Source organism: Micromonospora sp. NPDC049203 (assembly GCF_043197215.1).
GTDB lineage: Bacteria > Actinomycetota > Actinomycetes > Mycobacteriales > Micromonosporaceae > Micromonospora.
In genome coordinates, this window is record NZ_JBICSV010000002.1 from 554,082 (window position 1) to 577,283 (window position 23,202).

The 23,202-nt window shown below is 70.6% G+C and carries 19 protein-coding genes; 8 read left to right on the forward strand and 11 right to left on the reverse strand.

The window, feature by feature from the left end; translation table 11 throughout:
- Nucleotides 1-7: 7 nt before the first annotated feature.
- A complete protein-coding gene (cmdF, locus tag ACGFIA_RS07000; protein WP_357389616.1) occupies nucleotides 8-1,627 on the reverse strand; it encodes a tyrosine 2,3-aminomutase in 1,620 nt (539 codons plus the stop codon).
- Nucleotides 1,628-1,878: 251 nt separating this feature from the next.
- Between cmdF (ACGFIA_RS07000) and ACGFIA_RS07005 the strand changes: the two genes are divergently transcribed.
- Genes ACGFIA_RS07005 through ACGFIA_RS07020 form a run of 4 tightly spaced genes read left to right on the forward strand, consistent with a single transcriptional unit; the run spans nucleotide 1,879 to nucleotide 6,622 of the window.
- On the forward strand, nucleotides 1,879-3,030 hold the full coding sequence (locus tag ACGFIA_RS07005; RefSeq protein WP_357389614.1) for a DegT/DnrJ/EryC1/StrS family aminotransferase: 1,152 nt from the start codon (nucleotides 1,879-1,881) through the stop codon (nucleotides 3,028-3,030).
- A 58-nt stretch (nucleotides 3,031-3,088) separates the two neighbouring features.
- Nucleotides 3,089-4,342 (forward strand): class I SAM-dependent methyltransferase, encoded by a 1,254-nt coding sequence (locus ACGFIA_RS07010; protein ID WP_357389612.1) that lies wholly within the window; start codon nucleotides 3,089-3,091, stop codon nucleotides 4,340-4,342.
- Entirely contained in the window at nucleotides 4,342-5,685 is a 1,344-nt protein-coding gene (locus ACGFIA_RS07015; protein ID WP_393259026.1) for an NDP-hexose 2,3-dehydratase family protein, read from the forward strand. Before ACGFIA_RS07010 ends, ACGFIA_RS07015 begins: the two co-directional genes overlap by 1 nt.
- 7 nt (nucleotides 5,686-5,692) lie before the next feature.
- Nucleotides 5,693-6,622 (forward strand): Gfo/Idh/MocA family protein, encoded by a 930-nt coding sequence (locus ACGFIA_RS07020; protein WP_393259027.1) that lies wholly within the window; start codon nucleotides 5,693-5,695, stop codon nucleotides 6,620-6,622.
- A gap of 27 nt (nucleotides 6,623-6,649) precedes the next feature.
- On the opposite strand, the gene ACGFIA_RS07025 is transcribed toward ACGFIA_RS07020, so the two are convergent.
- Nucleotides 6,650-7,243 carry a dihydrofolate reductase family protein gene (locus ACGFIA_RS07025; protein WP_357477161.1) on the reverse strand — a complete coding sequence of 198 codons (594 nt, stop codon included), beginning with the start codon at nucleotides 7,241-7,243 and terminating at the stop codon, nucleotides 6,650-6,652.
- Between the two features lie 74 nt (nucleotides 7,244-7,317).
- Between ACGFIA_RS07025 and ACGFIA_RS07030 the strand changes: the two genes are divergently transcribed.
- The gene (locus ACGFIA_RS07030; protein ID WP_393259030.1) at nucleotides 7,318-7,842 is read left to right on the forward strand and encodes a winged helix-turn-helix transcriptional regulator; all 525 of its coding nucleotides are present in this window, start codon (nucleotides 7,318-7,320) and stop codon (nucleotides 7,840-7,842) included.
- A gap of 156 nt (nucleotides 7,843-7,998) precedes the next feature.
- Here the strand turns inward: ACGFIA_RS07030 and ACGFIA_RS07035 are convergent, their stop codons facing one another.
- Genes ACGFIA_RS07035 through ACGFIA_RS07050 form a run of 4 tightly spaced genes read right to left on the reverse strand, consistent with a single transcriptional unit; the run spans nucleotide 7,999 to nucleotide 11,941 of the window.
- A complete protein-coding gene (locus ACGFIA_RS07035; RefSeq protein ID WP_393259032.1) occupies nucleotides 7,999-8,880 on the reverse strand; it encodes a phytanoyl-CoA dioxygenase family protein in 882 nt (293 codons plus the stop codon).
- A gap of 5 nt (nucleotides 8,881-8,885) precedes the next feature.
- Nucleotides 8,886-9,128, reverse strand: a complete 243-nt coding sequence (locus ACGFIA_RS07040) for a phosphopantetheine-binding protein (protein WP_357389600.1) — start codon at nucleotides 9,126-9,128, stop codon at nucleotides 8,886-8,888.
- A 21-nt stretch (nucleotides 9,129-9,149) separates the two neighbouring features.
- A complete protein-coding gene (locus ACGFIA_RS07045) occupies nucleotides 9,150-10,331 on the reverse strand; it encodes an acyl-CoA dehydrogenase family protein (protein ID WP_393259034.1) in 1,182 nt (393 codons plus the stop codon).
- A 50-nt stretch (nucleotides 10,332-10,381) separates the two neighbouring features.
- Complete coding sequence (locus ACGFIA_RS07050; RefSeq protein WP_393259036.1) at nucleotides 10,382-11,941, reverse strand: amino acid adenylation domain-containing protein; 1,560 nt, start codon at nucleotides 11,939-11,941, stop codon at nucleotides 10,382-10,384.
- 189 nt (nucleotides 11,942-12,130) lie between these two features.
- On the opposite strand from ACGFIA_RS07050, the gene ACGFIA_RS07055 reads away from it, so the two are divergent.
- A complete protein-coding gene (locus tag ACGFIA_RS07055) occupies nucleotides 12,131-13,510 on the forward strand; it encodes an extracellular solute-binding protein (RefSeq protein ID WP_357389594.1) in 1,380 nt (459 codons plus the stop codon).
- A gap of 302 nt (nucleotides 13,511-13,812) precedes the next feature.
- On the opposite strand, the gene ACGFIA_RS07060 is transcribed toward ACGFIA_RS07055, so the two are convergent.
- From ACGFIA_RS07060 to ACGFIA_RS07075, 4 genes are all read right to left on the reverse strand, one after another.
- Nucleotides 13,813-15,051: an acyl-CoA dehydrogenase family protein gene (locus tag ACGFIA_RS07060; protein WP_357386737.1), complete on the reverse strand. Its 1,239-nt coding sequence runs from the start codon at nucleotides 15,049-15,051 to the stop codon at nucleotides 13,813-13,815.
- Nucleotides 15,052-15,062: 11 nt separating this feature from the next.
- Complete coding sequence (locus ACGFIA_RS07065) at nucleotides 15,063-16,400, reverse strand: condensation domain-containing protein (RefSeq protein ID WP_357386735.1); 1,338 nt, start codon at nucleotides 16,398-16,400, stop codon at nucleotides 15,063-15,065.
- Nucleotides 16,401-16,412: 12 nt separating this feature from the next.
- Complete coding sequence (cmdF, locus tag ACGFIA_RS07070) at nucleotides 16,413-17,996, reverse strand: tyrosine 2,3-aminomutase (RefSeq protein ID WP_357386733.1); 1,584 nt, start codon at nucleotides 17,994-17,996, stop codon at nucleotides 16,413-16,415.
- An 83-nt stretch (nucleotides 17,997-18,079) separates the two neighbouring features.
- Nucleotides 18,080-18,877 carry an AraC family transcriptional regulator gene (locus ACGFIA_RS07075; RefSeq protein ID WP_357386731.1) on the reverse strand — a complete coding sequence of 266 codons (798 nt, stop codon included), beginning with the start codon at nucleotides 18,875-18,877 and terminating at the stop codon, nucleotides 18,080-18,082.
- 1,220 nt (nucleotides 18,878-20,097) lie between these two features.
- On the opposite strand from ACGFIA_RS07075, the gene ACGFIA_RS07080 reads away from it, so the two are divergent.
- The gene (locus tag ACGFIA_RS07080; RefSeq protein ID WP_357386729.1) at nucleotides 20,098-20,730 is read left to right on the forward strand and encodes a MerR family transcriptional regulator; all 633 of its coding nucleotides are present in this window, start codon (nucleotides 20,098-20,100) and stop codon (nucleotides 20,728-20,730) included.
- A 90-nt stretch (nucleotides 20,731-20,820) separates the two neighbouring features.
- Here the strand turns inward: ACGFIA_RS07080 and ACGFIA_RS07085 are convergent, their stop codons facing one another.
- On the reverse strand, nucleotides 20,821-22,422 hold the full coding sequence (locus ACGFIA_RS07085) for an MFS transporter (protein WP_357386727.1): 1,602 nt from the start codon (nucleotides 22,420-22,422) through the stop codon (nucleotides 20,821-20,823).
- A gap of 221 nt (nucleotides 22,423-22,643) precedes the next feature.
- Between ACGFIA_RS07085 and ACGFIA_RS07090 the strand changes: the two genes are divergently transcribed.
- Entirely contained in the window at nucleotides 22,644-23,201 is a 558-nt protein-coding gene (locus ACGFIA_RS07090) for a dihydrofolate reductase family protein (RefSeq protein WP_357468108.1), read from the forward strand.
- Nucleotide 23,202 lies beyond the last annotated feature (1 nt).

Genomic DNA, 23,202 nt, shown 5'->3' on the forward strand with positions numbered 1-23,202 from the left:
TCTCCCGTCAGTTCAGGCGGACGCCGGCGTCGTCGAGGGCCTTGAGCAGCGTGCCGCGCTCCAGCTCGGCGGCGACGAGTTCGAGCTCGTCGGCCATGTAGCGGTCCTCGTCGAGGGTCGGCACGAGCGACCGGATCGTGTCGTAGGTGACCCGGGCGGCCGGGCTGAGCCGGTCCCGGCGGCCGGAGACGTCCACGGCCTGCGCGGCGGCGAGGAACTCCAGGGCCAGGATGATGTGGTTGTTCCGCAGCACCCGGCGAGCGTTACGGGTGGCGATCAGGCCCATGCTGACCACGTCCTGGTTGTCGCCGTTGGACGGGACGCTCTGGGTGCTGGCGGGGCTGATCGTGCGGTTCTCCGCGACCAGCGCGGTGGCCGGGTACTGCGCACCGGCGAAGCCACTGTTGAGACCCGGCTCGCCCTTGACCAGGAACTCCGGCAGACCGTAGCTGAGGTGCCGGTTGAGCAGCCGGTTGCTGCGCCGCTCGGAGAGGACGCCGAGCTGGGTGAGCGCGATGGTCAGGAAGTCCATCACGAAGGCCACCGGCTGACCGTGGAAGTTCGCCCCGTGGAAGATCTCCTTGCCGGTGAAGAACAGCGGGTTGTCGTTGGCCGAGTTCAGCTCGATCTCGAGCTTGAGCCGGGTGTGCGACAGGGTGTCCCGCACCGCGCCGATGACCTGCGGGATGGCCCGCAGCGAGTACGCCTTCTGGAGGTAGACGTCGGAGCGGTAGACGTTGCCGCCGTTGCCGTTGCCGTTCTCCTTGCTGGCGGCCACCTGCTTGCGCAGGTCGGCGTGCTCGACGGTGAGCTTGCTGCCGGCCATCAGCGTGCGCATGTTGGCGGCGCTCGCGATCTGCCCGGCGTGCGGCCGGGCGATGTCGTGGCCCTCCGGCTGGAACGGGCTCATCGAACCCTGCAACGTCTCGATGACCAGTGCGGCGGCGATCTCGGCGTGTCGGGCCTGGGCCAGCGCGTACTCGGCCAGCAGAGCGCCCACACCGGTCATCGCCGAGGTGCCGTTGATGAGGGCGAGGCCCTCCTTGAAGCGCAGCCGCAGCGGCTCGATGCCGAGCGAGCGCAGCACCGGCCCGGTCGGCGTCTTGTCGCCGTCGCGCAGCAGGTAGCCCTCGCCGATCAGGGTGCTGGCGATGTGTGCGAGCGGGGCCAGGTCTCCGCTGGCGCCGAGTGAGCCGATCTCCGGTACGGCGGGGGTGAGGCCCTCGTTGAGGTAGAGCGCGAGGCGCTCGAGCACCACGGGACGAACCGCGGAGTGGCCCTTCGCCAGCGCGTTCAGCCGGGCGGCGACCACGGCGCGTGCCTCGGCCTCGGCGAACAGCGGACCGACGCCGGCGCTGTGGCTGCGGACCAGGTTGGTCTGCAACTCGGTCTCCTTGGCCGTGTCGACGAGCATGTAGATCATCTCGCCGTAGCCGGTCGTCACGCCGTAGACCGGAACGTTGCTGCGGACGGTCTCCTCGAACTGCTCCCGGCTCGCGGCGGCGCGGCTGAGCACCCGCTCGCCGAGGACTACCGGCACGTGCTCCTCGGCAACCTGGCGCACCTGCGGCACGTCGAGCGTCTCGCCGTTCAACTCGACTCGGACATCGGTTTCCACCGTGGTCATGTGATGCTCCCGATTGGTGTGGGGAAAGAACGCCTGGTTGCGCATCGATGCCATCACCGGCGCGATAGCCGTCGCACCTCTTCGCTTGCCCTGGTGCCGGCCTGGTGTTCACGTGCTGCCGCGGACGGCACCGACGAAGATGCACCCGCCGGCCGTGGTCGCCGAGCATGAAGGCACTGACCCGGCCGCCCGCTCCACCGGGCCACCGCCGAGGCGCAGGCCCTGCTGGACGTAGGCCGGAAGGACGCCGCATGATCAACGTGTTTCAGCCGAGTGTGGGTGCCGAGGAGCTCGCGGCGGTCGGCGAGGCATTCGACAGCAACTGGCTGGGCTACGGCCCTCGGACGCGGGAGTTCGAGCGCGCCTTCGGTGAGCACCTCGGCGTACCGCCGGAGACGTTGCTTTTCCTCAACTCGGCCACCTCGGCGCTGGGGCTGACCGCCAGGCTGCTCGAGTTCGGTCCGGGCGACGAAGTCGTGGTGCCCTCGGTGAGCTTCGTGGCCAACGCCAACACGATCGCCGCCTCCGGCGCCCGGGTGGTGTTCTGCGACGTCGACCCGCACACCCTGAACCCGTCGGTGGCGGACATCGCCGCCTGCCTCACCCCGCGCACGAAGGCGGTGACGATCCTGCACTACGGCGGTCACCCGGGGGAGGTCGTGGGGATCGCCGAGCTGTGCCGCGAGCGCGGCATCCCGCTCGTCGAGGACGCCGCCTGCGCGGTCTATTCCCAGGTGGCGGGGAAGGCGTGCGGCACTTTCGCCGACGTCGGCATCTGGAGCTTCGACTCACGCAAAATCATCACCACCGGCGACGGCGGCATGATCTATCTGCGCGATCCGGAGATGGCCCGGCGCGCCCACCGCCTGGCTTACCACGGCATGCAGGACCGCGGCGCCTTCGCGGCGATGGCCCGCGACCCGCGCCGCTGGTGGGATCAGACCATCCACGAGGTCGGCCAGCGGCTCATCGGAAACGACATGACCGCGGCCATCGGCCAGGTCCAGCTGCGCCGCCTGCCCGGCTTCGTGGCGCGCCGCCGCGACATCTGCGCCGCCTACGACCGGGCGCTTGCGGGCCTGCGGGGCGTGCGGCTCTGCCCGCAGCCGCCCGAGGAACACCGGTCCACGCACTACTTCTACTGGGTCCAGGTGGATCCGGCGCTGCGTGACGGCATCGCCGAGGAACTGCTGGAGAACGGCGTCTACACGACATTCCGTTATCCACCGCTGCACCGCGTTCCGCTGTACGGCTCGGACGCCCGCCTGCCCGGCACCGACGCCGCCGCCGCGACGACCCTTCTGCTGCCCCTGCACCAGTCACTCACCGACGCCGAGGTCGAGCAGGTGGCCTCGCTGTTCCGCACGGCGGTCGAACGGCGCACCCCGGCCGTGGCGGTCTGAGCGGACAAGCCGGCGCGCCGCGACCGCTGAGCGCCCGTCACTCACCATGGGAGGCATCATGACCATCGGCACCGGAACGGTCACCGAATGCACGGCCTGCCGGATCTGCGGCAACCGCAATCTGGTGCCGGTGCTGGACCTGGGGATGCAGGCACTCACCGGCATCTTCCCCCGGCCCGGCGAGGACGTACAGATCGCCCCACTGGAGCTTGTGCGGTGTGACCTGGGCGGCTGCGGACTCCTGCAGATGCGGCACACCGCCGACCTGTCGCTGATGTACGGCGAGCATTACGGCTACCGCTCCAGCATCCGCCCCTTCATGATCAATCACCTGAACGGCAAGGTGGCCGCCCTTACCGGCCTGGTCGAGTTGAGTCCGGGCGACCTGGTGCTCGACATCGGTAGCAACGACGGGACCCTGCTCAAGGCGTACCCGTCGCACGTCACCCGGGTGGGCGTCGATCCGACCGGCGAGAAGTGGCGCCAGTACTACCCGGACGACATCGCCCTGATCTCCGACTTCTTCACCAGGGACGGCTTCACCGAGCGGTACGGCGACCGCAAGGCGAAGATCGTCACCGCGATCGCGATGTTCTACGACCTGCCCGACCCGCTGGGCTTCATGACCGAGGTGCGCGACATCCTGGCCGACGACGGCGTGTGGATGATCGAGATGAGCTACGCGCTGCCGCTGCTGGAGATTCCCGCGTACGACGCGATCTGCCACGAGCACCTGGAGTACTACCAGCTGCGCCAGATCGAGTGGATGGCGGCACGGGCCGGGCTCACCCTGACCACCGCCGAGATCACCGACGTGAACGGCGGCAGCCTCTGCGTCACCCTGGTCAAGGACCCGTCGAAGCACCGGATCGACCACGCCGGCATCGAGCGCGTCCGGCAGCGTGAGGCGGCGCTGCGGCTCGACACCGAGCAGCCGTACGAGACGTTCGCCCGCCGCGTCGCCGAGCACCGCGACCAGGTGCGCGCGTTCTTCGACCGCTCGCGCCGGGCCGGCCTGCACACCGTCGGGTACGGCGCGTCGACAAAGGGCAACGTGATCCTCCAGTACTGCGGCCTGACCACCGACGACCTGCCGTGCATCGGCGAGGTCAGCGAGGAGAAGCACGGCGCGGTCACCCCGGGCACCGGAATCCCGATCGTCTCCGAGGAGGAGGCCAAGTCCCGCCGCCCCGACCAGTTGTTCGTGCTGCCCTGGGTGCACCGGCAGGGCTTCCTCGAACGGGAGCGGGAGTTCGTCGCCGCCGGCGGGAAGCTCGTCTTCCCACTGCCCTCGCTGTCCGGGCCGATCTGATGCGACCCGGGTTCCTCGCCTCGGCGCTCGTCACCGACGGGCCTGTCGACGCCGACCTGTTCCTGAAGCAGCGGTCTGCCTCCGCCACGTACGAGGTGACGGAGGTGCCGCTGTCGGCGCTGCCCGAATGGCGGCTGACGGACCGGCTGGCGCACACCTCGGGTCGCTTCTTCAGCGTGGAGGGCCTCGCGGTCCGCACCAACTTCGGTCCCGTGCCCGCCTGGCACCAGCCGATCATCGTGCAGCCCGACATCGGCATCCTGGGCATCCTGGTCAAGCGGTTCCACGGCGTGCCGCACTTCCTCATGCAGGTCAAGATGGAGCCCGGCAACAGCAGCCTGGTGCAGTACGCCGCGACCGTGCAGGCCACGCAGAGCAACTACCAGCGCGTGCACGGTGGGCGGCCCACCCCGTACCTGGAACACTTCCTGCGCCCCTCGCGCGGCCGGGTGCTGGTCGACCGGCTGCTCTCCGAACACGCGTCGTGGTACCTGCACAAACGGAACCGCAACATGATCGTCGAGATTCCGCCGGACGTGGACGTGCCGCGCCTCGACGACTTCGCCTGGCTCACCCTCGGGCAACTTCGGGCACAGCTGGCCGCCGGCCACGTGAACATGAACGCCCGTACGGTGCTGGCCTGCATCTCCTACGCCGGCAACGGGCCGGACCCCGAGGACGACTTCCACGCGGCCGTGGTCGCCTCGCACCGCCGCAGCCGCTCGGACGCCGACCTGGCCGACGCCATGACCTGGCTGATCGACCAGAAGGAGCTCTACACGCTCGACGTCCACCGCACCGCCCTGTCCGGCCTGGACGGCTGGATCGCCGACGACGAGGGCATCCGGCACCGCGACGGCGGCTACTTCCGCGTCGTCGGCCTCAAGATCACCGCGACCAGCCGCGAGGTCACCAGCTGGACCCAGCCGATGCTGGAGCCGGTGCCCGGCAACCTGGTCGCGTTCCTCTGCCGGCGCCGGGGCGGCGCGCTCGAGTTCCTGGTCCAGGCGTTGGTGCAGCCCGGCTTGACGGACCGGCTGGAGCTGGCCGCCAGCATCCAGCTGGCCCCCGGTTACTACCGCACCCCGTCCGATCTTCCCCCGCTGGTGGAGTATCTCTCCGCCCCGGTGTCACAGGTCCGGCACAGCTCGGTGCAGTCGGAGGACGGCGGCCGCTTCCTGCGGGCCGACACCCGGCACGTGGTCATCGAACTGCGGCCCGGCCAGGAGGTGGACGTGCCGCCCACCCACCGCTGGATGACACTGGGCCTGCTGGACCGCCTGGTGTCGGCGGGCTACTACGTGAACGTCGAGGCCCGCAGCCTGATGGCCTGCCTTCTCTAGGAGTCGCGTGGACTTCCTCCTGATCGGCCGGTCGCGCTTCGCGCAGCGGCGGGTCCTGCCCGCCGCCGCGGCGCTTCCCTTCGATTCGATCACCGTGGTGAGCCGCCGGGACGGCACGCACTGGCGTACCCTGACCGGCCGCAGGCCCGGCCTGGTCTACATCTCCCTGACCAACGGCGAGCACGCCGAGGCCGTCGCGTGGGCCCTGCGGTCGGGACACCACGTGGTGGTCGACAAGCCCGCGTTCCCGACCCTGACCGAGGCGCGGTCGGCCGTCGCACTGGCCCGGCGGTCGTCGCTGGTCCTGGCCGAGGCGACCTGCTACTCGTACCATCCGATGTTCGCCTGGGCGGGCGCGCTGGACGCGACGTTCACCAAGGCCGTCGCGGTCTTCACCCCGCCGGTGCCCGCCACCGACTTCCGCCGTGACCGTTCGCGGGGTGGCGGAGCCCTGCTGGACACCGGCCCCTACCTCGCGTCCCTGGGCCGGGTCCTGTGGGATGCCGAGCCCGACCGCCTCCAGGTCATCGTCGGCGACCGTGCCCCCGACGGCCTGGAACTCGCCTACAGCGTGCTGGCCGGTTATCCGGGCGACCGCACGCTCGTCGGCCAGTTCGGTTTCACGACGGGCTACCGCAACGCCCTCCACCTGCTGGGCCCCGGCGTCGGTGTGGACTTCGAGCGCCCGTTCTCGGCGCCGCCGGACCTCTCCCCCACCGTGCGGGTGGACGTCGGGGGCACGTCCGAGTCGCACCGGCTCCCGCCGGCCGACAGCATGCTCCTGTTCCTGGACCGGGTGCTGGCGGCCGTCCGTTCGGGTTCCCGGGAGTTCGACGAGCCGCTTCTCAGCGACGCCCGGACCCGGGATCAGCTCGCCCGCGCCGCCGACCTCGATCTCGCCACGAGAACGGTTCAGCCTGGTGGAACGGGCGGTTGACCGACCGGCGGGCCCGGTTGAGCGCTGTCAGGGGCTCGTCTCGCTCGCGTCGCAGACGGCGTAGCGATGCATCGTGACGCCCTGCTTGAACGACCGCTGCTCGATCAGGTCGAGGTCGATGGGCATGTCGTAGTCGTCGAAGAGCGGCCGGCCGTAGCCGAGGATCGCCGGGTGGGTGAAGAGCAGCAGCTCGTCGAGCAGCCTCGCCCGCAGCAGCTGCGTGGCCAGCGTCGCGCCGCCCACCCCGAGAGTACCGGGGGTGGTGGCGCGGAGGTCGGCGAGCTGCTCGATCGCGTCGTCACCGCCGATGATCCGGGTGCTGTGGTCGGCGTGGCGGCGGGTGCGGGACACCAGCACCTTGGGCGCGGCGGTCCAGATCTCGCCGTACTCCCGCAGGAAGTCCGGCAGCGACTCGTCCCCCCGCGCGCGTGGCCAGTACTCCTCCATGATCTCGTACATGACGCGACCCTGGACCATGATCGAGAGTGCGCGCGCCCGCGCGTTGAACTCCCGGTGCAGCTCCTCGTCGATGCGCAGCCACTCGCCGGCGCCGTTGTCACCCGGCACCTGCTCGATCCGGAGGTCGAGGGACACGTTCATCCAGTACACGAAGCGGCCCATCATCGCCTCTTCCCGGTAGCGGTTGCGTTCCGCAACCACTATATGTAGAGCGACATACCTGTCAAGGAGGAAGCGTGCAACAACGATCCGGGTGTCCGATCAACGCCGCCGTCGAGTTGCTCGGCGACCGGTGGTCGATGCTCGTGCTCCGCGACGTCATCTTCGGCGACCGACGATACTTCAGGGCGCTGCTCACCGGATCGGTCGAGGGCATCGCGTCGAACATCCTCGCCGACCGCCTGGTGCGGCTGGTCGAGGCGGGGATCCTCACCCGCGGCACCGCGGCGCGGGGGCAGCGCGCTCTCTACAGCCTCACCGAGAGTGGCATCCAGACCCTGCCGATCCTCTACGCCCTCGGCGACTGGGGGCTCGACTGGCGCCGCGGCGACGACGCGCTCCGCAGCCGACAGCAGTTCATGCGCGACGCGGGCCCGGCGTTCCTCGACGAACTCATGGACGAGCTCCGGGTACGCCACCTGGGCGCGCCGCCGAGCCCGCGGCACGGCCCCGGCGCCTTCGAGCGCCTCGAAGCCGCGTACGCCGCCGAGCGGGAACGCACCGCAGGCGAGAGCGTGACGGGTACGCCGGCGGGCCGGTGAGCCGGCCCCGGCCGGCCGGGGCGGTGGCCGTCTCCGGCGGGATCACACGACGCAGCCGGTGCGCCTGCTCTCGCAGAGCGCACCGGCTGCGTCAGGCGACGGCACGGACCGGCTCATGTCCGGCGCGCCACCGGTTCGGGTGGGACCCGGCCGGCCCTACATCAACGGATTCGCACCGCGCGGCCGGGCGGTGAGTTCCTCCAGCGTCCGCTCCAGCAACAGATGCGGGTCCTGGGTCGCGACCTGGCCGAGACCCGGCGGGCAGCGGTCCCAGCCGAGCAGCCGCTGCACCTCCTCCGGCAGGGTCTGCACTGTCTCCCGCGGGACCGCGAGGTACTGGTTCTCCTCCTGCCGCAGGTTACCCAGGTCGAGCGCGACGGAGAGGCTCATCCGCGAGGAGTCAGTGGTGTTGGCGCCGCCGCCGTGGTAGACGCCGCCCGGCCAGAGCAGCGCGGAACCGGCGGGCATGACGGCCGGGACCGTCTCGGCGTACGTCGGGGCCCGCTCGTCGTCCCAGTGGTGACTGCCGGGGATGACCAGGGTCGCGCCGTTCGCCGCGGTGAAGTCCGTCATGGCCAGCATCAGCTGCAGCCGGCACGGCGGGCCCGGATGCCGCCACAGGTGCATCGCGTCGTCGCGGTGCAACGGCTGCCGTCCCTGCCCCGGGTCGATGCGGATCGCCTGGGTGAAGCTGACCTGGATGTTCGGCGTCACCTCCATCCGGACCTTGCCGATCCACATGTGCGTGGGGTGTTGCAGCAGGCGCCGGGCCGCACCGAGGTACTGCGGCTGGGTGACCACTGTGGACATGTGACGCGGCGACCAGTGGAACAGGCTGGACAGCCGCTTGGTCTTCTGCCCGTCGTAACCACTCTCGCTGTAGCCGGCCGCATCGAGGCCGGACTCGAGGTCCGCCCGGAGCCCGGCGAGGGTCTCGCCGTCGACGAAGTCCTCGACGATCACCGCCCCGTCGCGTTCCAGGATCGCCACGACGTCGTCCAGCGGAGCGGCCGGGGTGACGTGGGTCAGGTCGGCCATCCCCGTCACCCCTCGACGCGGGCCAGGATGTTACGGGTCAGGGTCTCCAGATCCGGGTCCTCGAACAGGTCCCCGATGTCGAGAGTGACACCGAGCTGCTCCTCGACCGCCGCGGCGATCTGCACGGCGGCGATGGACTGCCCGTTGAGTTCGAAGAACGTGCCGGACCGATCGCCCAGGACATCCGTCCAGATGGCCGCGACCCGTTCGGCGATGTCCGCGGTGGCCGGCTGCTGCTGAGTGGTCATGTCGCTCCTCCTGGCAGGAGATCAGAGGTACTGGGTGTTGGGGGCGAGCCCGCAGGCCACCCGCCCGTACAGTTCGAAGTTGGTGTCGGGATGCATGATCGCGTGCAGGTTCAGCGCCTTGATGTCGCGCTCGATGCGCTGGATCGGCACGTCGAGCTGGAGCGAGCTTCCGCCGCTCGCACCGGCCAGCAGGTCGACTGCCTCCTTGGCGCGCAGGCACGCGGCGCCCAGGTCGAGCCGGGCCTGGACCCGCTCCTCGATCGTCCACGGTTCGCCGGTGGCCGCCTTCGCGTCGATCCGGTCGGCGGTGCGCAGGATGTGGAAGCCGGCCTCGTCCACCCGGAGCGTCGCGCCGGCCACCTGGAGGTGGGTCAGCGGCGCGGCGCTCTGCTCGTCGTAGTCGGTGTAGGTGATCTTGCGGCCCGGCAGCCGGGTGAGGAACGCGTCCCGCGCCGCCTGCGCCAGCCCGTAGGCGACGGCGCCCACAGTCATGCAGGCGATCGGCATGAACGGGGCCCGCCACATCGGCGCCGAGGGGTCCTGCTGCAGCGGGTGCGCCCCGCCGATCACCGGACCCATCGGCAGCACCCGGTCCTCGGGCACGAAGACGTTGTCCGCCACGGTGGAGACGCTGCCCGAGCCGCGCATGCCGGTGGTGTGCCAGTCGTCGATGACCTGCAGCTCGCTCATCGGGACGAGGACCATGACGGGCTCGAACTGGCCGTCCGGGGTGGGCCGGACGGCGGCGTTGACGTTCCAGTCGCTCTGCAGGCAGCCCGTGTTGAACGACCACTTGCCGTTGACCCGGTAGCCACCGTCGACCGACGTCGCCATGGCGGTCGGGCTGAGGATGCCGCTGATCCGCACGTCCGGATCGGCGAACACCTCCGCGCGCACGGAGTCGGGGAACAGCCCGACCATCCAGCTGCTGATCAGCCAGACGGACGCGGTCCAGGCCGCGGAGCCGTCGCCGCGCGCGAGTTCGGCCAGCACCTCGGCGACGGTCCGCATGTCGGACTCGTAGCCGCCGTAGCTCCGCGGGACCCGCATGCGCAGCAGGCCGGAGCCGCCCAGCGCTTCGAGCGTCTCGATGCTGAGCCGCCGCTGCTCCTCCGACGCCTGTGCGTTGTTCCGCAGCAGCGGGCCGAGCTCGGCCGCACGCCGCAGCAGCTCCGCTCGTGGCAGCGTGGTGACTGTGTCCATTGATTCTCCTCGAGTCCGAACGCCGTTAGGTGTGACTCTGGCCGCTCAGGTCACCGCGGCGCATCTCCTGAGCTGCTGTCTTGTCCGTCGGCCGGGGCCGGCGGCTGGTCCAGTCCGGTCAGCCGGCGGCGGTCGACCTTGCCCGTCTCGTTGCGCGGCAGCGCGTGCGGCACAACCCGGAACGTCATCGGCAGCATCACGTCACCGAAGCGCTGCCGCATGTGCGCGCGCCACCGTGCCGGGTCCGGCCCCTCCCGCGGCACGACGTACGCGGTCAGCCTGGTGACGATGCCGTCGGCACCGGTCACGGCGAGCACGGCGCACTCGGCGATGGAGCCGTGCTCGAGCAGAATCGACTCGATCTCGGCCAGTTCCAGCCGATGCCCCTGGATCTTCACCTGCTGGTCCCGGCGGCCCCGGAACTCCAGCAGCCCGTCGTCGCGGCGCAGGCCCAGGTCGCCGGTCCGGTACCAGGGCCCCGGCCCACGGCCGGGCACAGGGCGGAAGGCCGGCCCACCGGCGTCGTCGCCGAGATAGCCCGGGGTCACGTACGGACTGCCGACCACGATCTCACCCACCACTCCGGGCGGACAGTCGCGGTCCCGCTCGTCGAGGACCAGCACGTCCCGGCCGGGGATCGGCCGCCCGATGGGCACGGTGCCCCGGAACCCGCGTGGAATCCGGTGCCAGGTGGCGGCGACCGTCTCGGTCGGGCCGTAGATGTTTGCCAGGGCCATCCGGGGCGCCGCGGCCTGGAATCCCTGGACCAGGCTTTCCGGCACTGCCTCGCCCATGAGCAGCAGGCGACGCAGGAGCAGGGGCACCCGGGACCGCTCGGTGCTCTCGGTCAGCAACTGGCGGGCGAAGCTGGGCACGGTCTGCAGGACGTCGATCCGCTCCGCCGACAGCCAGGCGAGCAGGCGGCCGGGGTGGGCGCGGATCGGGTCGGGCACCGGGCAGAGCACCGCGCCGGCCACCAGCGTCGCGAACGTCTCGCACAGCGCGGGGTCGTGGTCCGGGGCCACCCACTGCGCCACCCGTACGCCCGGAGCCAGTCCGAACTCGGTGGCGAACCAGGTACTGAACTGCGCCAGTGCGGCATGCGTCTGTGGCACGCCCTTGGGCCGGCCGGTGGAACCCGAGGTGTGCGCGAGGTAGGCCCAGGCCCCGGGCGGAACGGACGGCTCGGTCGCGGTCGCGTCGGGCAGGGCTGTCACATCGATCTGCGGTACACCGGTGCGCCCGGTGTGCCAGTCGCTCAGCTCGTCGCCGGCACCGCCGGTCAGCACGGCGGCCGGGCGCACCGCGTCGAGGATGGCGCGACCGCGCTCGCCGGCCGCCCCGGTGCCGGACCACAGCAGCACGGCGCCGGCGCGCAGCACCCCCAGCAGCGCCGCGTACCGGTCCGGTCCGGCCGGTACCCGTACGGCGACCGGGCGACCGGCGAAGCCGGCCAGCGCGGCGGCGATCCGTGCGGCGTGCCGGTCGAGGTCGCGCGCGGAGACGGCCTCGTCTCCCCACGAGATGGCGGTGGCTTCCGGCGCCGCCTCGGCGCGGCGCCGGACGAGCAGGTGCACCGGCGCGCCCGGCGCGAGAACGGGTGCGGTCATGGCGGAGTCCTCCACTTCAGGTCCGGCCTCCGGATCTGAAGTCTGGCCCGCCGTGCCGGGGAAGGTCCTCTTCCCGCGTGCCCGCCTGCGGACGGTCCGGGGCAAGCGAGGAGATGCGACAGCTGCTGACGGCGCAGAGCATGAGAACCCTATGAATATCCCCGGCGCCGACCTGAGGTGGCAGGACTGATGCATGAATCAGCCGACAAGATCACAATCAAGCTCTGGCTGAACCGCTGGCCGATGTGGCAACAACTCGTCGACCCGGTCCGGAGACAGGCGGAGGAGTTCAACCGCAGGCATCCGCAGTACCGGGCCGTCGTCGAGGCCGTCAACGTGGGCGCCTTCCCCCGGGAGATGGCCCGGGCCGCACGCGAGGGCACGGCGCCGCACATCGCCTCGTACCAGTACACGTATCTCCAGGAGGTTCAGGACCTCCGCGACCCGGAGGGACGGCCGTTCTTCACCTCGGTGACCGAGGCGGTGGGCGGGCGGGACGAGATCCTCGGCGAGCCGGTGGTCCTCGACGACATCGTGGCCAACATGCGCGCTTACCACACGTTCGGCGGCGAGCTGCGGTCGATGCCACGTAACACCTCCACTCTCCTGCTCTACTCCAACATGGACGCGCTGCGCGCGGCCGGGATCACCGAGCCGCCGGCCACCTGGTCGGAGGTGGAGGCCGCCTGCGCCGCCGTCGCCGGCCGGAACGGCGCGCGCCGTGGCGGGATCACCTGGCCCAACTTCGGCTGGCTGTTCCAGCAGTCTGTGGCCCAGCAGGGCGGGCTGACCGCCGACCACGACAACGGCAGGTCGGGGCGCAGCGAGAAGGTGCACTACACGTCCCCGGAGATGCTGGCCTACGCGACCTGGTGGCGGGACCTGCACCGGGCCGGCCACTACCTCTACACCGGCAAGTCGTCGGACTGGTGGGGCTGCATGGAGACGTTCGCCGCCGGGGACACGGCGATGATGATCAGCACCTCGGTCGAGGCCGGTCCCATCGTCCGGGCGGCCCGGCGGGCCGGGTTCCACGTGCAGGCGAGCCCGATGCCGTACAACGAGCGGGCCGGCTACTCGGGAAGCGTCATCGCCGGCGAGTCGCTGTGGCTGCGCGACGGGCTGGACGAGCGGACCCGGGACGGCGCGCTGGCCCTCATGCAGTTCCTGAACAGCCCGCGCAACGCCCGCGCCGTCTATGACCACGGGCGGGCGTTCGTCCCCTCCACCGAGGCGTCGATCGCCCTGCTCGCCAGCGAGGGTTGGTACGACCGGAACCCGCACGAGCGGGCCGCCGTCGACCAGCTCCGGGCCAGTCCCGACTCCCCCGCCACCCGGGGGGCGGTGATGGGCAACTTCCTGCCCGTCCAGAGCACGGCCGTGCAGGCCATGCACGACGTGCTGGTCGGCGGCGCGGACCTGGTAGCGCGGTTCAGCCAGGCCAACGACCAGGCTCAGCAACTGCTCGACGAGTACGCGCGTCGGGTGGACTCGGGCGCCGCCAACGACGGCCAGGCCCCGCAGGCGCTGCCGCAGTCGGAGCCGGAGCGGCTCCGGCTCGGCGCCTGACCGACAGTCGCGGTCGGCGAACCAGCCGCTGCCTTCCCGAGTGGAAGGCAGCGGCTGGCGCCTTTTCCGGGCCGTGCCCCGGCCCTCACCGGAGGGCGCCCCCTGAGCCGCACGCGACGCCGCACCGGTGTGTGCGGCGCACGCCCACAGCCGGGCCGCACCGTCCGGCCGGGAGACGGGGACGCACCGGGCGGTGACACGCATCCGTGTCACCGCCCGGTGCGTCCCGGCCGGTCGCCGTCAGCCGGCGGACGGTGTCCGCGGCCGGCGACGCCGGCCTGACCCCGGCGCCGCGATCACCGTCACCGGTGCTCGCGCCGCAGCCGCATCTGGGTGTACGCGCGGTTGGCCATGGTGGTGAGCAGCACGGCGGAACTGACGTGCGTACGGCCGGTGGAGAGGTCCCGCCAGACCCGTTCGAGGCGCTCTCCCTCCCGTACGGAGGTGCTGCCGCCGGTCGGCTGGATGATCTCGTCGACGGCCCGCCAGGCCAGTGACGTGGCCTCTCGGCAGGTCAGCGCGATCCGCAGGTCCTCCTCGGCGGTGAACGCACCGACCGGCTGCTCGGACAGCTCGTGCCAGCGCCGGGCCGTGGCGAGCACGAGCGTCTCGGCGGCGTCGATCATGCTGCTGGCCTGCCCGTACCAGAGCTGGAAGTCCGGGTCCTCCACCCGGGGCGGGAACGGCGGCAGGATCGTGGGCCGGGAGAACATCAACTCGGTGTACGCGTCGAGCGCGCCCTGGCACATGCCGACCGCGATGTGTGCGCCCTCCAGGGCCATCGAGCTGGCCGGCGCACCGCCGTACTGCGGGTGCTCGTGCAGGTCACGCCCGGGGGTGCCACCGGTGACCGAGATCTCGTTGAAGTCCAGCTCCAGGCCGAAGTGGCCGGGGATGTGCCCGTCGGAGATCCGGATGCTGTGCGACCCGCTGCCCTTGAGGCCGAGCTGCCAGCCCCAGTCGTCGAGCATCTCCCACTGGTCGCGGGGCGCGATGAACAGCAGCGGGCGCGGCGGCTGCCCCTCCTCGATGATCATCGTGTTGCCGATGAGGTGGGTCGCGTACGGCGCGCCGGAACAGTACTTCCAGACGCCGTTCAGGATCCAGCCGCCGTCCGCCGCGCGCCGGGCCGTGCCGTGCGGGGCGTTGACGAGCGGTGCGATGAAGTCACGATCCTTGAAGATCTCGGCCTGCGCCTTCTCGCCGAACATGGTGCCGACGAACAGCGAGTGCGCCGCGCCCAGGCAGTACATCCAGCCGGTCGACGCGCAGGCACGGGTCAGGATCATCACGACCTGCAGGAAGGTGTCGAAGCCGAACTCGTAGCCGCCGTAGCGCTTAGGCACCGTGATGCGGTAGAGGCCCGCGTCCCGGAACGCCCGGTGGGTGTCCTCGGCGTAGTACGTTCGCTCCTCGGTCTCCCGCTGGCGGGCCACCAGGGTGGACCCCAGAGCCCTGGCCCGCTCGATCAGCACGGCCGGGGTGACGTCGGGCTCGGATGACAGGGCCGCGCCCTGCACGTCGTTCGCGGTGACGGTCATGGGTCAGCCTCTCAGATCGCCGCGTCCGGGTCGGCCGCCATCTCGGCGATCACGCCGAGGTATCCGGCCACCTGCTCTTCGATCTGGGCGCGTTCGAACAGGTGGCGGCTGAAGCTGAGCCCACCGACCACTTCGGTCTTGCCCAGGTGCATCGACCAGATGATGCCGTCCGGGGTCTCGGAGCCGACCGGCTGCGGCTTGACCCGCCGCCAGATCGCCGTGTACTCGAGGTCGCCGATTCGCTTGCCCTGCATGAGGTAGGGCGGCTGGACGGCCTGGAACAGGCACGGCACCGCGTCGGGGCTCACCGAGGCCATCAGCTCGGGCGCCTCGGCGAGCACGTGCAGCAGCGGCAGCTCGTGCTTGAAGGCGCCGACGCAGGCAGTCCTGGTGCGGGTGACGACGTCCCGGAAGGAGCGGCAGTCGCGCAGGTCCACCCGGAGCGGGAGGAAGTTGAAGAACGACCCGACCGTGGCCTGGAAGCCGCGCTGGCGGCCCGGGGCGAACGTGGGCACCGTGATGTCGGTCGCCTGGGTGCGCCGGTGGACGAAGACGGCGAACGCGGCGAGCAGCACCATGAACGGCGAGCTGAGCGTCTCCCGGGCCAGCCGGGACACCTCGGTGCTGAGGTGCTCGTCGGTGGTGAAGCGGTGGTAACTCGTCGCCGGGGCCTGCTCGTTGCGGTGCGTCGGCTCGACCAGGATCCGGGCGCCGCGCAGCGTCTCACGCCAGTAGGCACGTGCGGCCGCCACCGTCGGCCCCGCGGCCTCCTCCTGCTGCGCGGAGACGTAGTCGCGGTACTGGGTCGCCTCGGGCAGCCGCGGCTCGTCCCCGGCGACGCGCGCCGCGTAGCACTCCGCCAGGTCCCGCAGGATCACCTGGAGCGACCAGACGTCCGCGGCGCTGTGGTGGGTGCAGAGCACCAGCACCGAGTCCTGCTCGTCGAAGCGGCCGAGCACGGCCCGCATCAACGGAACCTCGTCGATCGGGAACGGCCGGGTCTCCATCTCGATCATGAGTTCCTCGGCGCGCTGGTCCCGGTCCACGCCGGGCGAGCCGTCCAGCTCCACCTCGCGCAGCTCGGGCGGCCGGGCGGGCAGCACGCTCTGGGTGCCGCCGCCGTTCTCCAGGTGCAGCACCGTACGCAGCGCCTCGTGCCGTTGCACCACGTCGGCCAACGCCCGGCGCAGGACCTGCCCGTCGACGCGTCCGTGGATGCGCCACCCGCCGACCTCCACGTAGTGCGGCCCGAACGGCCCGGCCTCGAAGCCCTGGGCGAACATGCAGAGGAACTGCTGCTGCAGCGAGAGCGCGCTGGGCGCCTGCGGAGCTTCCGGAGTGATGGTCATGGGAACTTCTCCTTACTGGAGGTTGATGCCGGCGTCGTCGAGGGCGTCGAGCAACGTGCCGCGCGCCAACTCGTCGGCGACCGACTGGACGTCGTCGGCCAGGTAGCGGTCGTCGGCGAGGGTGGGCACCAGCGACCGGACGGTGCTGTAGGTGACCCGGGCAGCCGGGCTGAGGCGGTCGAGGCGCCCGGAGACGTCCACCGCCGCAGCGGCGGCGAGGAGCTCCAAAGCGAGGATGAGGAAGTTGTTGCCCAGGACCCGCCGGCAGTTACAGGCGGCGACCAGCCCCGCACTGGCCCGGTCCTCGTCGTCGTCACCGGGCGGGCCGCCGGTGCTGGCCGGACCGATCGTCCGGTTCTCCGCGACCAGCGCGGTGGCCCGGTACCGCGTGCCGGCGGAGCCGGGACCGCCCTTGATCAGGCTCTCCGGCAGGCCGTCGTCGACGCGCCGGTGGAGCAGCCGGCTGCTGCGCCGGGCGGAGGACGCGCCGAGCCGGGCGAGCGCGATGGTCAGGAAGTCCATCACGAAGGCGACCGGCTGGCCGGTGGGCACGTCCCGGTCCGGTGGGAACAGCGCACTGTCGTCGGCCGAGTTGAGTTCGATCTCGAGCGTGCGCGTGGCGTGCCCGAGGGTGTCCCGGACCGCGCCGATCACCTGCGGGACGCAGGGCCACGAGTAGGCCTGCTGGAGAACGACGTCGGCGCCGAACACGGCCCCGTCGCCGTTGCCGCCCGTCATCCTGGCGGCCACTCGCCGACGGCGGTCCGCGTGGTCGCTGATCAGCCTGCTGCCGCCGGTCAGCGCACGCATGTTGGCGGCGCTGGCGATCTGGCCGGCGTGCGGGCGGGCCTCATGGCCGGCCGCCTGGAACGGGCTCGGCGAGCCTTGCAGCACCTCGACGACCAGCGCCGCGGCGATCTCGGCGTGCCGTGCCTGCGCCAGCGCGTGCTCGGCCACCAGGGCGGCCACGCCCGTCATGGCCGAGGTGCCGTTGAGCAGCGCCAGGCACTCCTTGACGTCCAACCGCAGCGGCTCGATGCCCAGCGAGCGCAGCACCGGCCCGACCGGCGTCCGCACCCCGTCCCGCAGCAGGTGCCCCTCGCCGAGCAGCGTGCCGACCATGTGGGCCAGCGCGGCCCGGTCCCCGTCGGCGCCCAGCAGTCCGGTCTCCGGCACGGCCGGCGTCAGACCCTCGTTGAGGTGGAGCGCGAGACGTTCGAGCACCACGGGCCGAACCGCCGACGGCCCCTTGGCGAGGGCGTTCAGTCGTGCGGTGGTCACGGCCCGCGCCTCGGGCTCGCCGAGCAGCGGTCCCACGGCGGCGCTGTGACCGCGTACCAGGCCGGTCCGCAACTCGGTCTCGTCGGTCGCTTCGGTGAGCAGGCGGACCATCTCGCTGTAGCCGGTGGCCACCCCGTACACCGGGAGGTGCTGCCGCACGGTCTGCTCGACCTGCTGCCGGCTCACGGCCGCGCGCTCCAGCACCCGGGTGCCGAGCGCGACCGGCACGTGGTCCTCGGCGATCCGGCGCAGATCGGGAAGGCCGAGCGTCGCGCCGTCGAGAGCGACGTGGACGCCGGTACCGACCGTGGTCATGACGCTCCCTCCTGGTGTGGCGAAACGGATGGTCACTGTCCCGGCTGCCGGGCCGCGTCCGATTGGCGGAGGAGTGACGCCGGTCAGGCGGCGCTGCGCTCGAATTCCGGCTGGGTGTCCCGCTCCTCGCTCATCCGCTCCATCGCGTACTTGCGTGCGTCGAGCAGGGCGAGCAGGACCGGCGGGTCCAGGTCGCGGGCCGGCCGCAGTTCGAGATCCGCCATGATCGTCGAGTCGGCCCGTACCGTGAAAGGGCCGTAGGTGGCGACCGACACGGGCCGGTCGGCGATGTCCGTCCCGGTTCCGGCTCCGTCCAGCGACACCGACTGCGCGAGCAGGTACCAGGTGCCGACGGGCACCGAGTTGAAGACGACCCGGCCGGGTTGCTCCAGCACCGCGCAGCGCGCCGGTCGGCCCTCCGGGATCCGGTGGGCGAACATGCCCAGGAAGATCACCGCGTCGTCCGACTCGGGCAGCCGCAGCCGGCAGGACAGCCGGGCGTTCGATCGGCGGCTCGCGCTGTCGGTGGCGGCCTGGATGGCGGCGGCGTAGCCGGCGCGGCGGCGGTACACGGTCGGCGACATGCCGACGCTGCGGCTGAAGCGCGAGCTGAACGTGCCGACGCTGTTGTACCCGACCCGTACGCTGATGTCCGCGACGTTCATCGACGTGGAGACAAGCAGCTGCTTGGCCTTCTGCAGGCGCAACGCCGACAGGAAGCGGCCGGGCGAGACGCCGGTGAACCGCTGGAAGATCCGCGTGAAGTGGAACTTGCTGAACATCGCGGCGCGAGCCAGGTCGTCGACGGTCAGCTCATCGCCCAGCCGCTCGTGCATGGCTTCGATCGCCCGTAGCACGGCCCGTTCGGCAACGTCCTGCATGGTCTCCCCCTCATGACAGTTGACGAATCTAGAGTGGCAGCGCAATTCTGACGACAATTTACGGTCGCCTGGACAGCGACATAAAAATAATCGCCCAAATTGCTCTCGGGACAGCGTTACCATCGATCGATGTGGAACTCTTTGATCCCCGGAGACAGGCTAGCCGACCCCCTGTGGGCGATCAATACCCTCCACTTACCACCCGGGTACGCAGCGCACACGTGAAGTAGTTCTGGATATTGAAACTATCTGCTGCCGCCGGAATCCGCAGCCCAGGGCACATCTGCCGGAATGGATACTGATACTCGCCGATGCTTGAACCTAAAATCGACACCGTCGATGCAGCATTCATTCATGAAGTGCTCGAATACGGACGTTCTACACCATTAGCAGCCGGTCCGCCGACTCTTCTCAGAAACGACTTCGCCCGCCTGGACAGACCAGGCCACACTGGCATTACAAATCGACACAGGACGGTCAGCAGCCGACACCCCGCCCGCGCCCGCCGGCCCGAACCACCCACCCACGACGCCGGCCGCGCGTCGACCGCCGGACGACCCCTGGCAGGCCCCGGACGCCGCGCACCCCGCTTCACCCCCGGCCCGAGCACTCCGACCTGCGGTCGGCCCACCCGGTGGTCCGCCGCGGCAAGCCGACCCCGGACCACCACACCCGGTCACGGCGCACGCCGCGGCCCTGGATGAAGCAGGGCGAGGGCGCCAACCTCGTCACGCACCGTAGCCGCGACGCTACCTAGCACGGACAGAGAAGACACCGGAAACGTGCCGCATCGACAATATGCATGCCCGCACAATCCATCCGCACGAGGGAGACCGTCGGCAACGCGACTCAATGAGATTCCCGCCAGCACCGTCGCGGCACCCGTGACGCACCACGCTGGGCAGCGGCCTGAGGCGCGCGCCGCCGGACTCCACCCGTCAATACTGTCCGCTAATTGACGGCCCACCTCAATCAATCGCTATTACCCGACGGTAGAAAACGGCAGTGATAATCGACTCCGGGCACCGTCGGGCCGGCGAGTTAACGATCCGCCACAGTTACGTAGTGCGACCGTAAGCGGCCTCGGCTCCGGTCGGTGCCGCTTTTGGTGTCAACCAGGGCACCCGTCTTCTTTCACACAGCCACGACATGGCCCGTCAAAGTACAATCACACCGGGCTCGCGGGACGAACTGATGCAGGGAACAGATGCCCGCGGAATATGGGGGTTTCCATGCGAATATCGGATCTGAGCAAACAGACCGGTGTACCGGTTCCCACGATCAAGTTCTACCTGCGCGAACGCCTGCTCCCGCCGGGCGAGCCGACCGGCCGCAACCAGGCCGTATACGGCGAGGCACACCTGCGTCGGCTACGACTGATCCGCGCGCTCACCACCATCGGCCAACTCGACCTCACCACGGTCCGCGCCCTCCTCACCGCGATCGGAGACGAGGCACTCCCCCTTCCCGGGCTCTTCGACGTCATCAACCGCACGCAGGTCCCGCAGGAGGATCCCCGGCCGGACAACGCCGACGTGTTGCGTGCCGCACGCGAGGACGTCGAAATCCTGATCAAGGAGCACGGCTGGCGGGTCGATCCGGAATCGCCCGTCAGCAGCCACCTGGCGCAGGTGCTGGCGGCACTGCGACAGCTGGGCTGTGACTGCGAGATGGACTTCTTCTCCCCGTACGCCGAGGCGGCTGAGCGCCTCGTCGTCCGAGAGCTCGACCTGCTCTCTCCCGAGAAGCCCAACCGGGGGGAGGCGGCCGCCCGCAGCGTCCTGCTCGAGGTCGCGCTGACCGCGATCCGCAGGATGGCTCTGGAGCACCACGTCGCCCTGCGGTTCGACTGACGGCCGCCCGCATCGTCCCGGCTCGCCCCCGCCCTCCACAACGGCAGACGCCACCCCCGGCGGGGGTGGCGTCTGCGTTTCGCGGCGGCGTCAGACCTGGGCCGACGCCTCCCTGGTCACCGCCGGCCCCGCCGCAGGATCGCCGTCGCCCGTGGCATCCGGCGTCCCGCCCGTGGGTGGGAACCGGCGCAGCACCGTGACAGCCACCACCGCCAGCATCGTGGCGATCACCGCGGAGATCCCCGCCACGCTCTGCAGCGCCGTGGTGAAGGCAGCGCGTGCGTCCTCGAGCAGGGCCGCGCCGGTGGAACTCGGGAGGCCGGCCACCGCGGCGACCGCGCCCGTGATGTTCTCCCGGGCCGTCTCGGCAACGCCTCCCGGCACGCCCGCCGGCACATCCAGCAGGCCACGGTAGATGCTCGTGCCGATGGTGCCGATCACCGCGATGCCCAACGCGACGCCCAGCTCGCCGCTCATCGACGAGACCGACGACGCCGAGCCGGCCTGCTCCGGAGGCACCGAGCTGACCACGAGACCAGTGGCGATCGACGCGAAACCGCCGGCGCCCAACGACACCAACGCGATGGCGACGATCGGCAGGGCCAGCGGGCCGGTCTTCTGCACCTGCGTCATCAGCAGGAAGCCGGCCACCGACGCGACCAGGCTCATGGCGATGACCACGCCGGGGCGGATTCTCCGGGCCAGGATCGGCGCGGTCATCGAGCCGGAGACGAGCGCCGCCGCGGAGACAACGCTCCAGAGCCCGGTCTCCAGCGGCGTCAGGCCGCGCACCGACTGGAGGAAGAGCGTGAAGATCAGCGACATGCCGGACATCATCACCGAGCCGATGATCATGATCATGAGGGCGCCGGTGAAAGCCTGATGCCGGAAGAGCTTCAGGTCGAGCAGAGGATCCCGCCGGCGCTTCTGCCGCTGCACGAACAGGAAGCCCATCACCAGCCCGGCCACCAGGGCGAGCGCGGGCGGGACCGCCCACCCGTCGCGCGCCAGCTTCTTGAGGCCATAGATGACAGGCAGGATCGCACCGAGCGACAGCACCACGCTGACCAGGTCGATCCTGCCGCCGTCCGGGCCACGGTACTCCGGCAGCAACACCGGCCCGGCCAGCACGATCACCAGCATCACCGGCACGTTGATAAGGAAGATCGAGCCCCACCAGAAGCTGGTCAGCATGGCACCGCCGACCACCGGACCGACCGCCGCGCCGCCCATGAAACAGCCGATGAAGACCGCGACGGCCAGGCCCATCTGCCGTGGGTCGCGGAACATGTTGCTGATCAGGGCGAGCGCCGACGGCATCACGGTGGCGCCCGCGACACCCATCAGGGCCCGGGCGAGGATCAGCATCTCGGGGGTGGTCGAGTACGCCGCGAGCAGAGACATGAGCCCGAAGGCGGCCGCGCCCACGAGCAGAATCCGGCGCCGGCCGATCCGGTCGCCCAGACCGCCCATGGTGATCAGGAACCCGGCGGTCAGGAAGGCGTACACGTCGATGATCCAGAGCTGCTCGACGCCGGTGGCGCCCAGGTCGGTGCTCAGTTGCGGGAGTGCCAGGAAGAGCACGCTGGCATCGACGGACAGCAGCAACGCGGGAAGGGCCAGCATCGCCAGCCCGATCCACTCGCGTCTGCCGGCCCGAGCCGGCTCAATGTCGTCAGTGGGGGGTCGCATCAGGCATCCTCCTGGTCCGTTCCGTCACCGGTGGACCCGGGACGGGCCTCCAGCGGGGAGCAAGACTATCGAACTCAATGTCCGTTTTGTTCTTCGAGCTTGCCCAGGTGACGTCCGGCGGCTCCGACACGCGGCACACACCACCCCCGAATTGATTGCGATCCACTCCTCTTTGGCATATGGTGCACCGATTGCAAACCGCAACCAGGCTGGGGGTCACCATGCACGAATTCACGCCACAGACCGCCGACGGCAAGGTGCTCTGGCACTTCTCCATGTCCCTGGACGGCTTTGTCGCGGGACCGGACCACTCGATGGACTGGATGGACGGTCTCTCCGACACTCCGGGGATCATCGAGCCGTACATCGAAACCCTCGGCGCCGTGCTCGGCGGTCGGGACGGCTACGACAAGTACGGCGACACCAAGCCCTACGGCGACTGGGACGGACCGGTCTTCATCCTCACCCACCACCCCGAGGACGCCAAGCCGTCGCCCGGCGTCACGTTCCTGACCTGTGACGTCGCCGAGGCGTTGCGGATCGCCGTGAAGGCCGCCAACGGCAAGAACGTCGAGATCCACTCCGCTTCGATCGGCCGGCAGCTGCTCCAGCTCGGCCTCATCGACGAGATCGACCTGCACATCGCACCGGTGCTGCTCGGCGACGGTATCCGGCTGTACGACAACCCGGGCGGCACCCCGATCCGGCTGCGCGCGACACTGCAGGAAGACCCGCTGGCCGAGCTCACCGTCCGCTACCGTCCGATCCGTGATCTCTGAA

Bases quoted from the DNA above. Each gene is read 5' to 3' on its own strand.
- ACGFIA_RS07035 (WP_393259032.1), bottom strand. From the start codon at position 8,880: ATGGCCGACCTGACCCACGTCACCCCGGCCGCTCCGCTGGACGACGTC.
- ACGFIA_RS07045 (WP_393259034.1), bottom strand. From the start codon at position 10,331: ATGGACACAGTCACCACGCTGCCACGAGCGGAGCTGCTGCGGCGTGCG.
- cmdF (WP_357386733.1), bottom strand. From the start codon at position 17,996: ATGACCACGGTCGGTACCGGCGTCCACGTCGCTCTCGACGGCGCGACG.
- ACGFIA_RS07015 (WP_393259026.1), top strand. From the start codon at position 4,342: ATGCGACCCGGGTTCCTCGCCTCGGCGCTCGTCACCGACGGGCCTGTC.
- ACGFIA_RS07055 (WP_357389594.1), top strand. From the start codon at position 12,131: ATGCATGAATCAGCCGACAAGATCACAATCAAGCTCTGGCTGAACCGC.
- cmdF (WP_357389616.1), bottom strand. From the start codon at position 1,627: ATGACCACGGTGGAAACCGATGTCCGAGTCGAGTTGAACGGCGAGACG.
- ACGFIA_RS07090 (WP_357468108.1), top strand. From the start codon at position 22,644: ATGCACGAATTCACGCCACAGACCGCCGACGGCAAGGTGCTCTGGCAC.
- ACGFIA_RS07005 (WP_357389614.1), top strand. From the start codon at position 1,879: ATGATCAACGTGTTTCAGCCGAGTGTGGGTGCCGAGGAGCTCGCGGCG.
- ACGFIA_RS07080 (WP_357386729.1), top strand. From the start codon at position 20,098: ATGGGGGTTTCCATGCGAATATCGGATCTGAGCAAACAGACCGGTGTA.
- ACGFIA_RS07025 (WP_357477161.1), bottom strand. From the start codon at position 7,243: ATGGGCCGCTTCGTGTACTGGATGAACGTGTCCCTCGACCTCCGGATC.
- ACGFIA_RS07060 (WP_357386737.1), bottom strand. From the start codon at position 15,051: ATGACCGTCACCGCGAACGACGTGCAGGGCGCGGCCCTGTCATCCGAG.
- ACGFIA_RS07010 (WP_357389612.1), top strand. From the start codon at position 3,089: ATGACCATCGGCACCGGAACGGTCACCGAATGCACGGCCTGCCGGATC.
- ACGFIA_RS07065 (WP_357386735.1), bottom strand. From the start codon at position 16,400: ATGACCATCACTCCGGAAGCTCCGCAGGCGCCCAGCGCGCTCTCGCTG.
- ACGFIA_RS07040 (WP_357389600.1), bottom strand. From the start codon at position 9,128: ATGACCACTCAGCAGCAGCCGGCCACCGCGGACATCGCCGAACGGGTC.
- ACGFIA_RS07085 (WP_357386727.1), bottom strand. From the start codon at position 22,422: ATGCGACCCCCCACTGACGACATTGAGCCGGCTCGGGCCGGCAGACGC.
- ACGFIA_RS07075 (WP_357386731.1), bottom strand. From the start codon at position 18,877: ATGCAGGACGTTGCCGAACGGGCCGTGCTACGGGCGATCGAAGCCATG.
- ACGFIA_RS07050 (WP_393259036.1), bottom strand. From the start codon at position 11,941: ATGACCGCACCCGTTCTCGCGCCGGGCGCGCCGGTGCACCTGCTCGTC.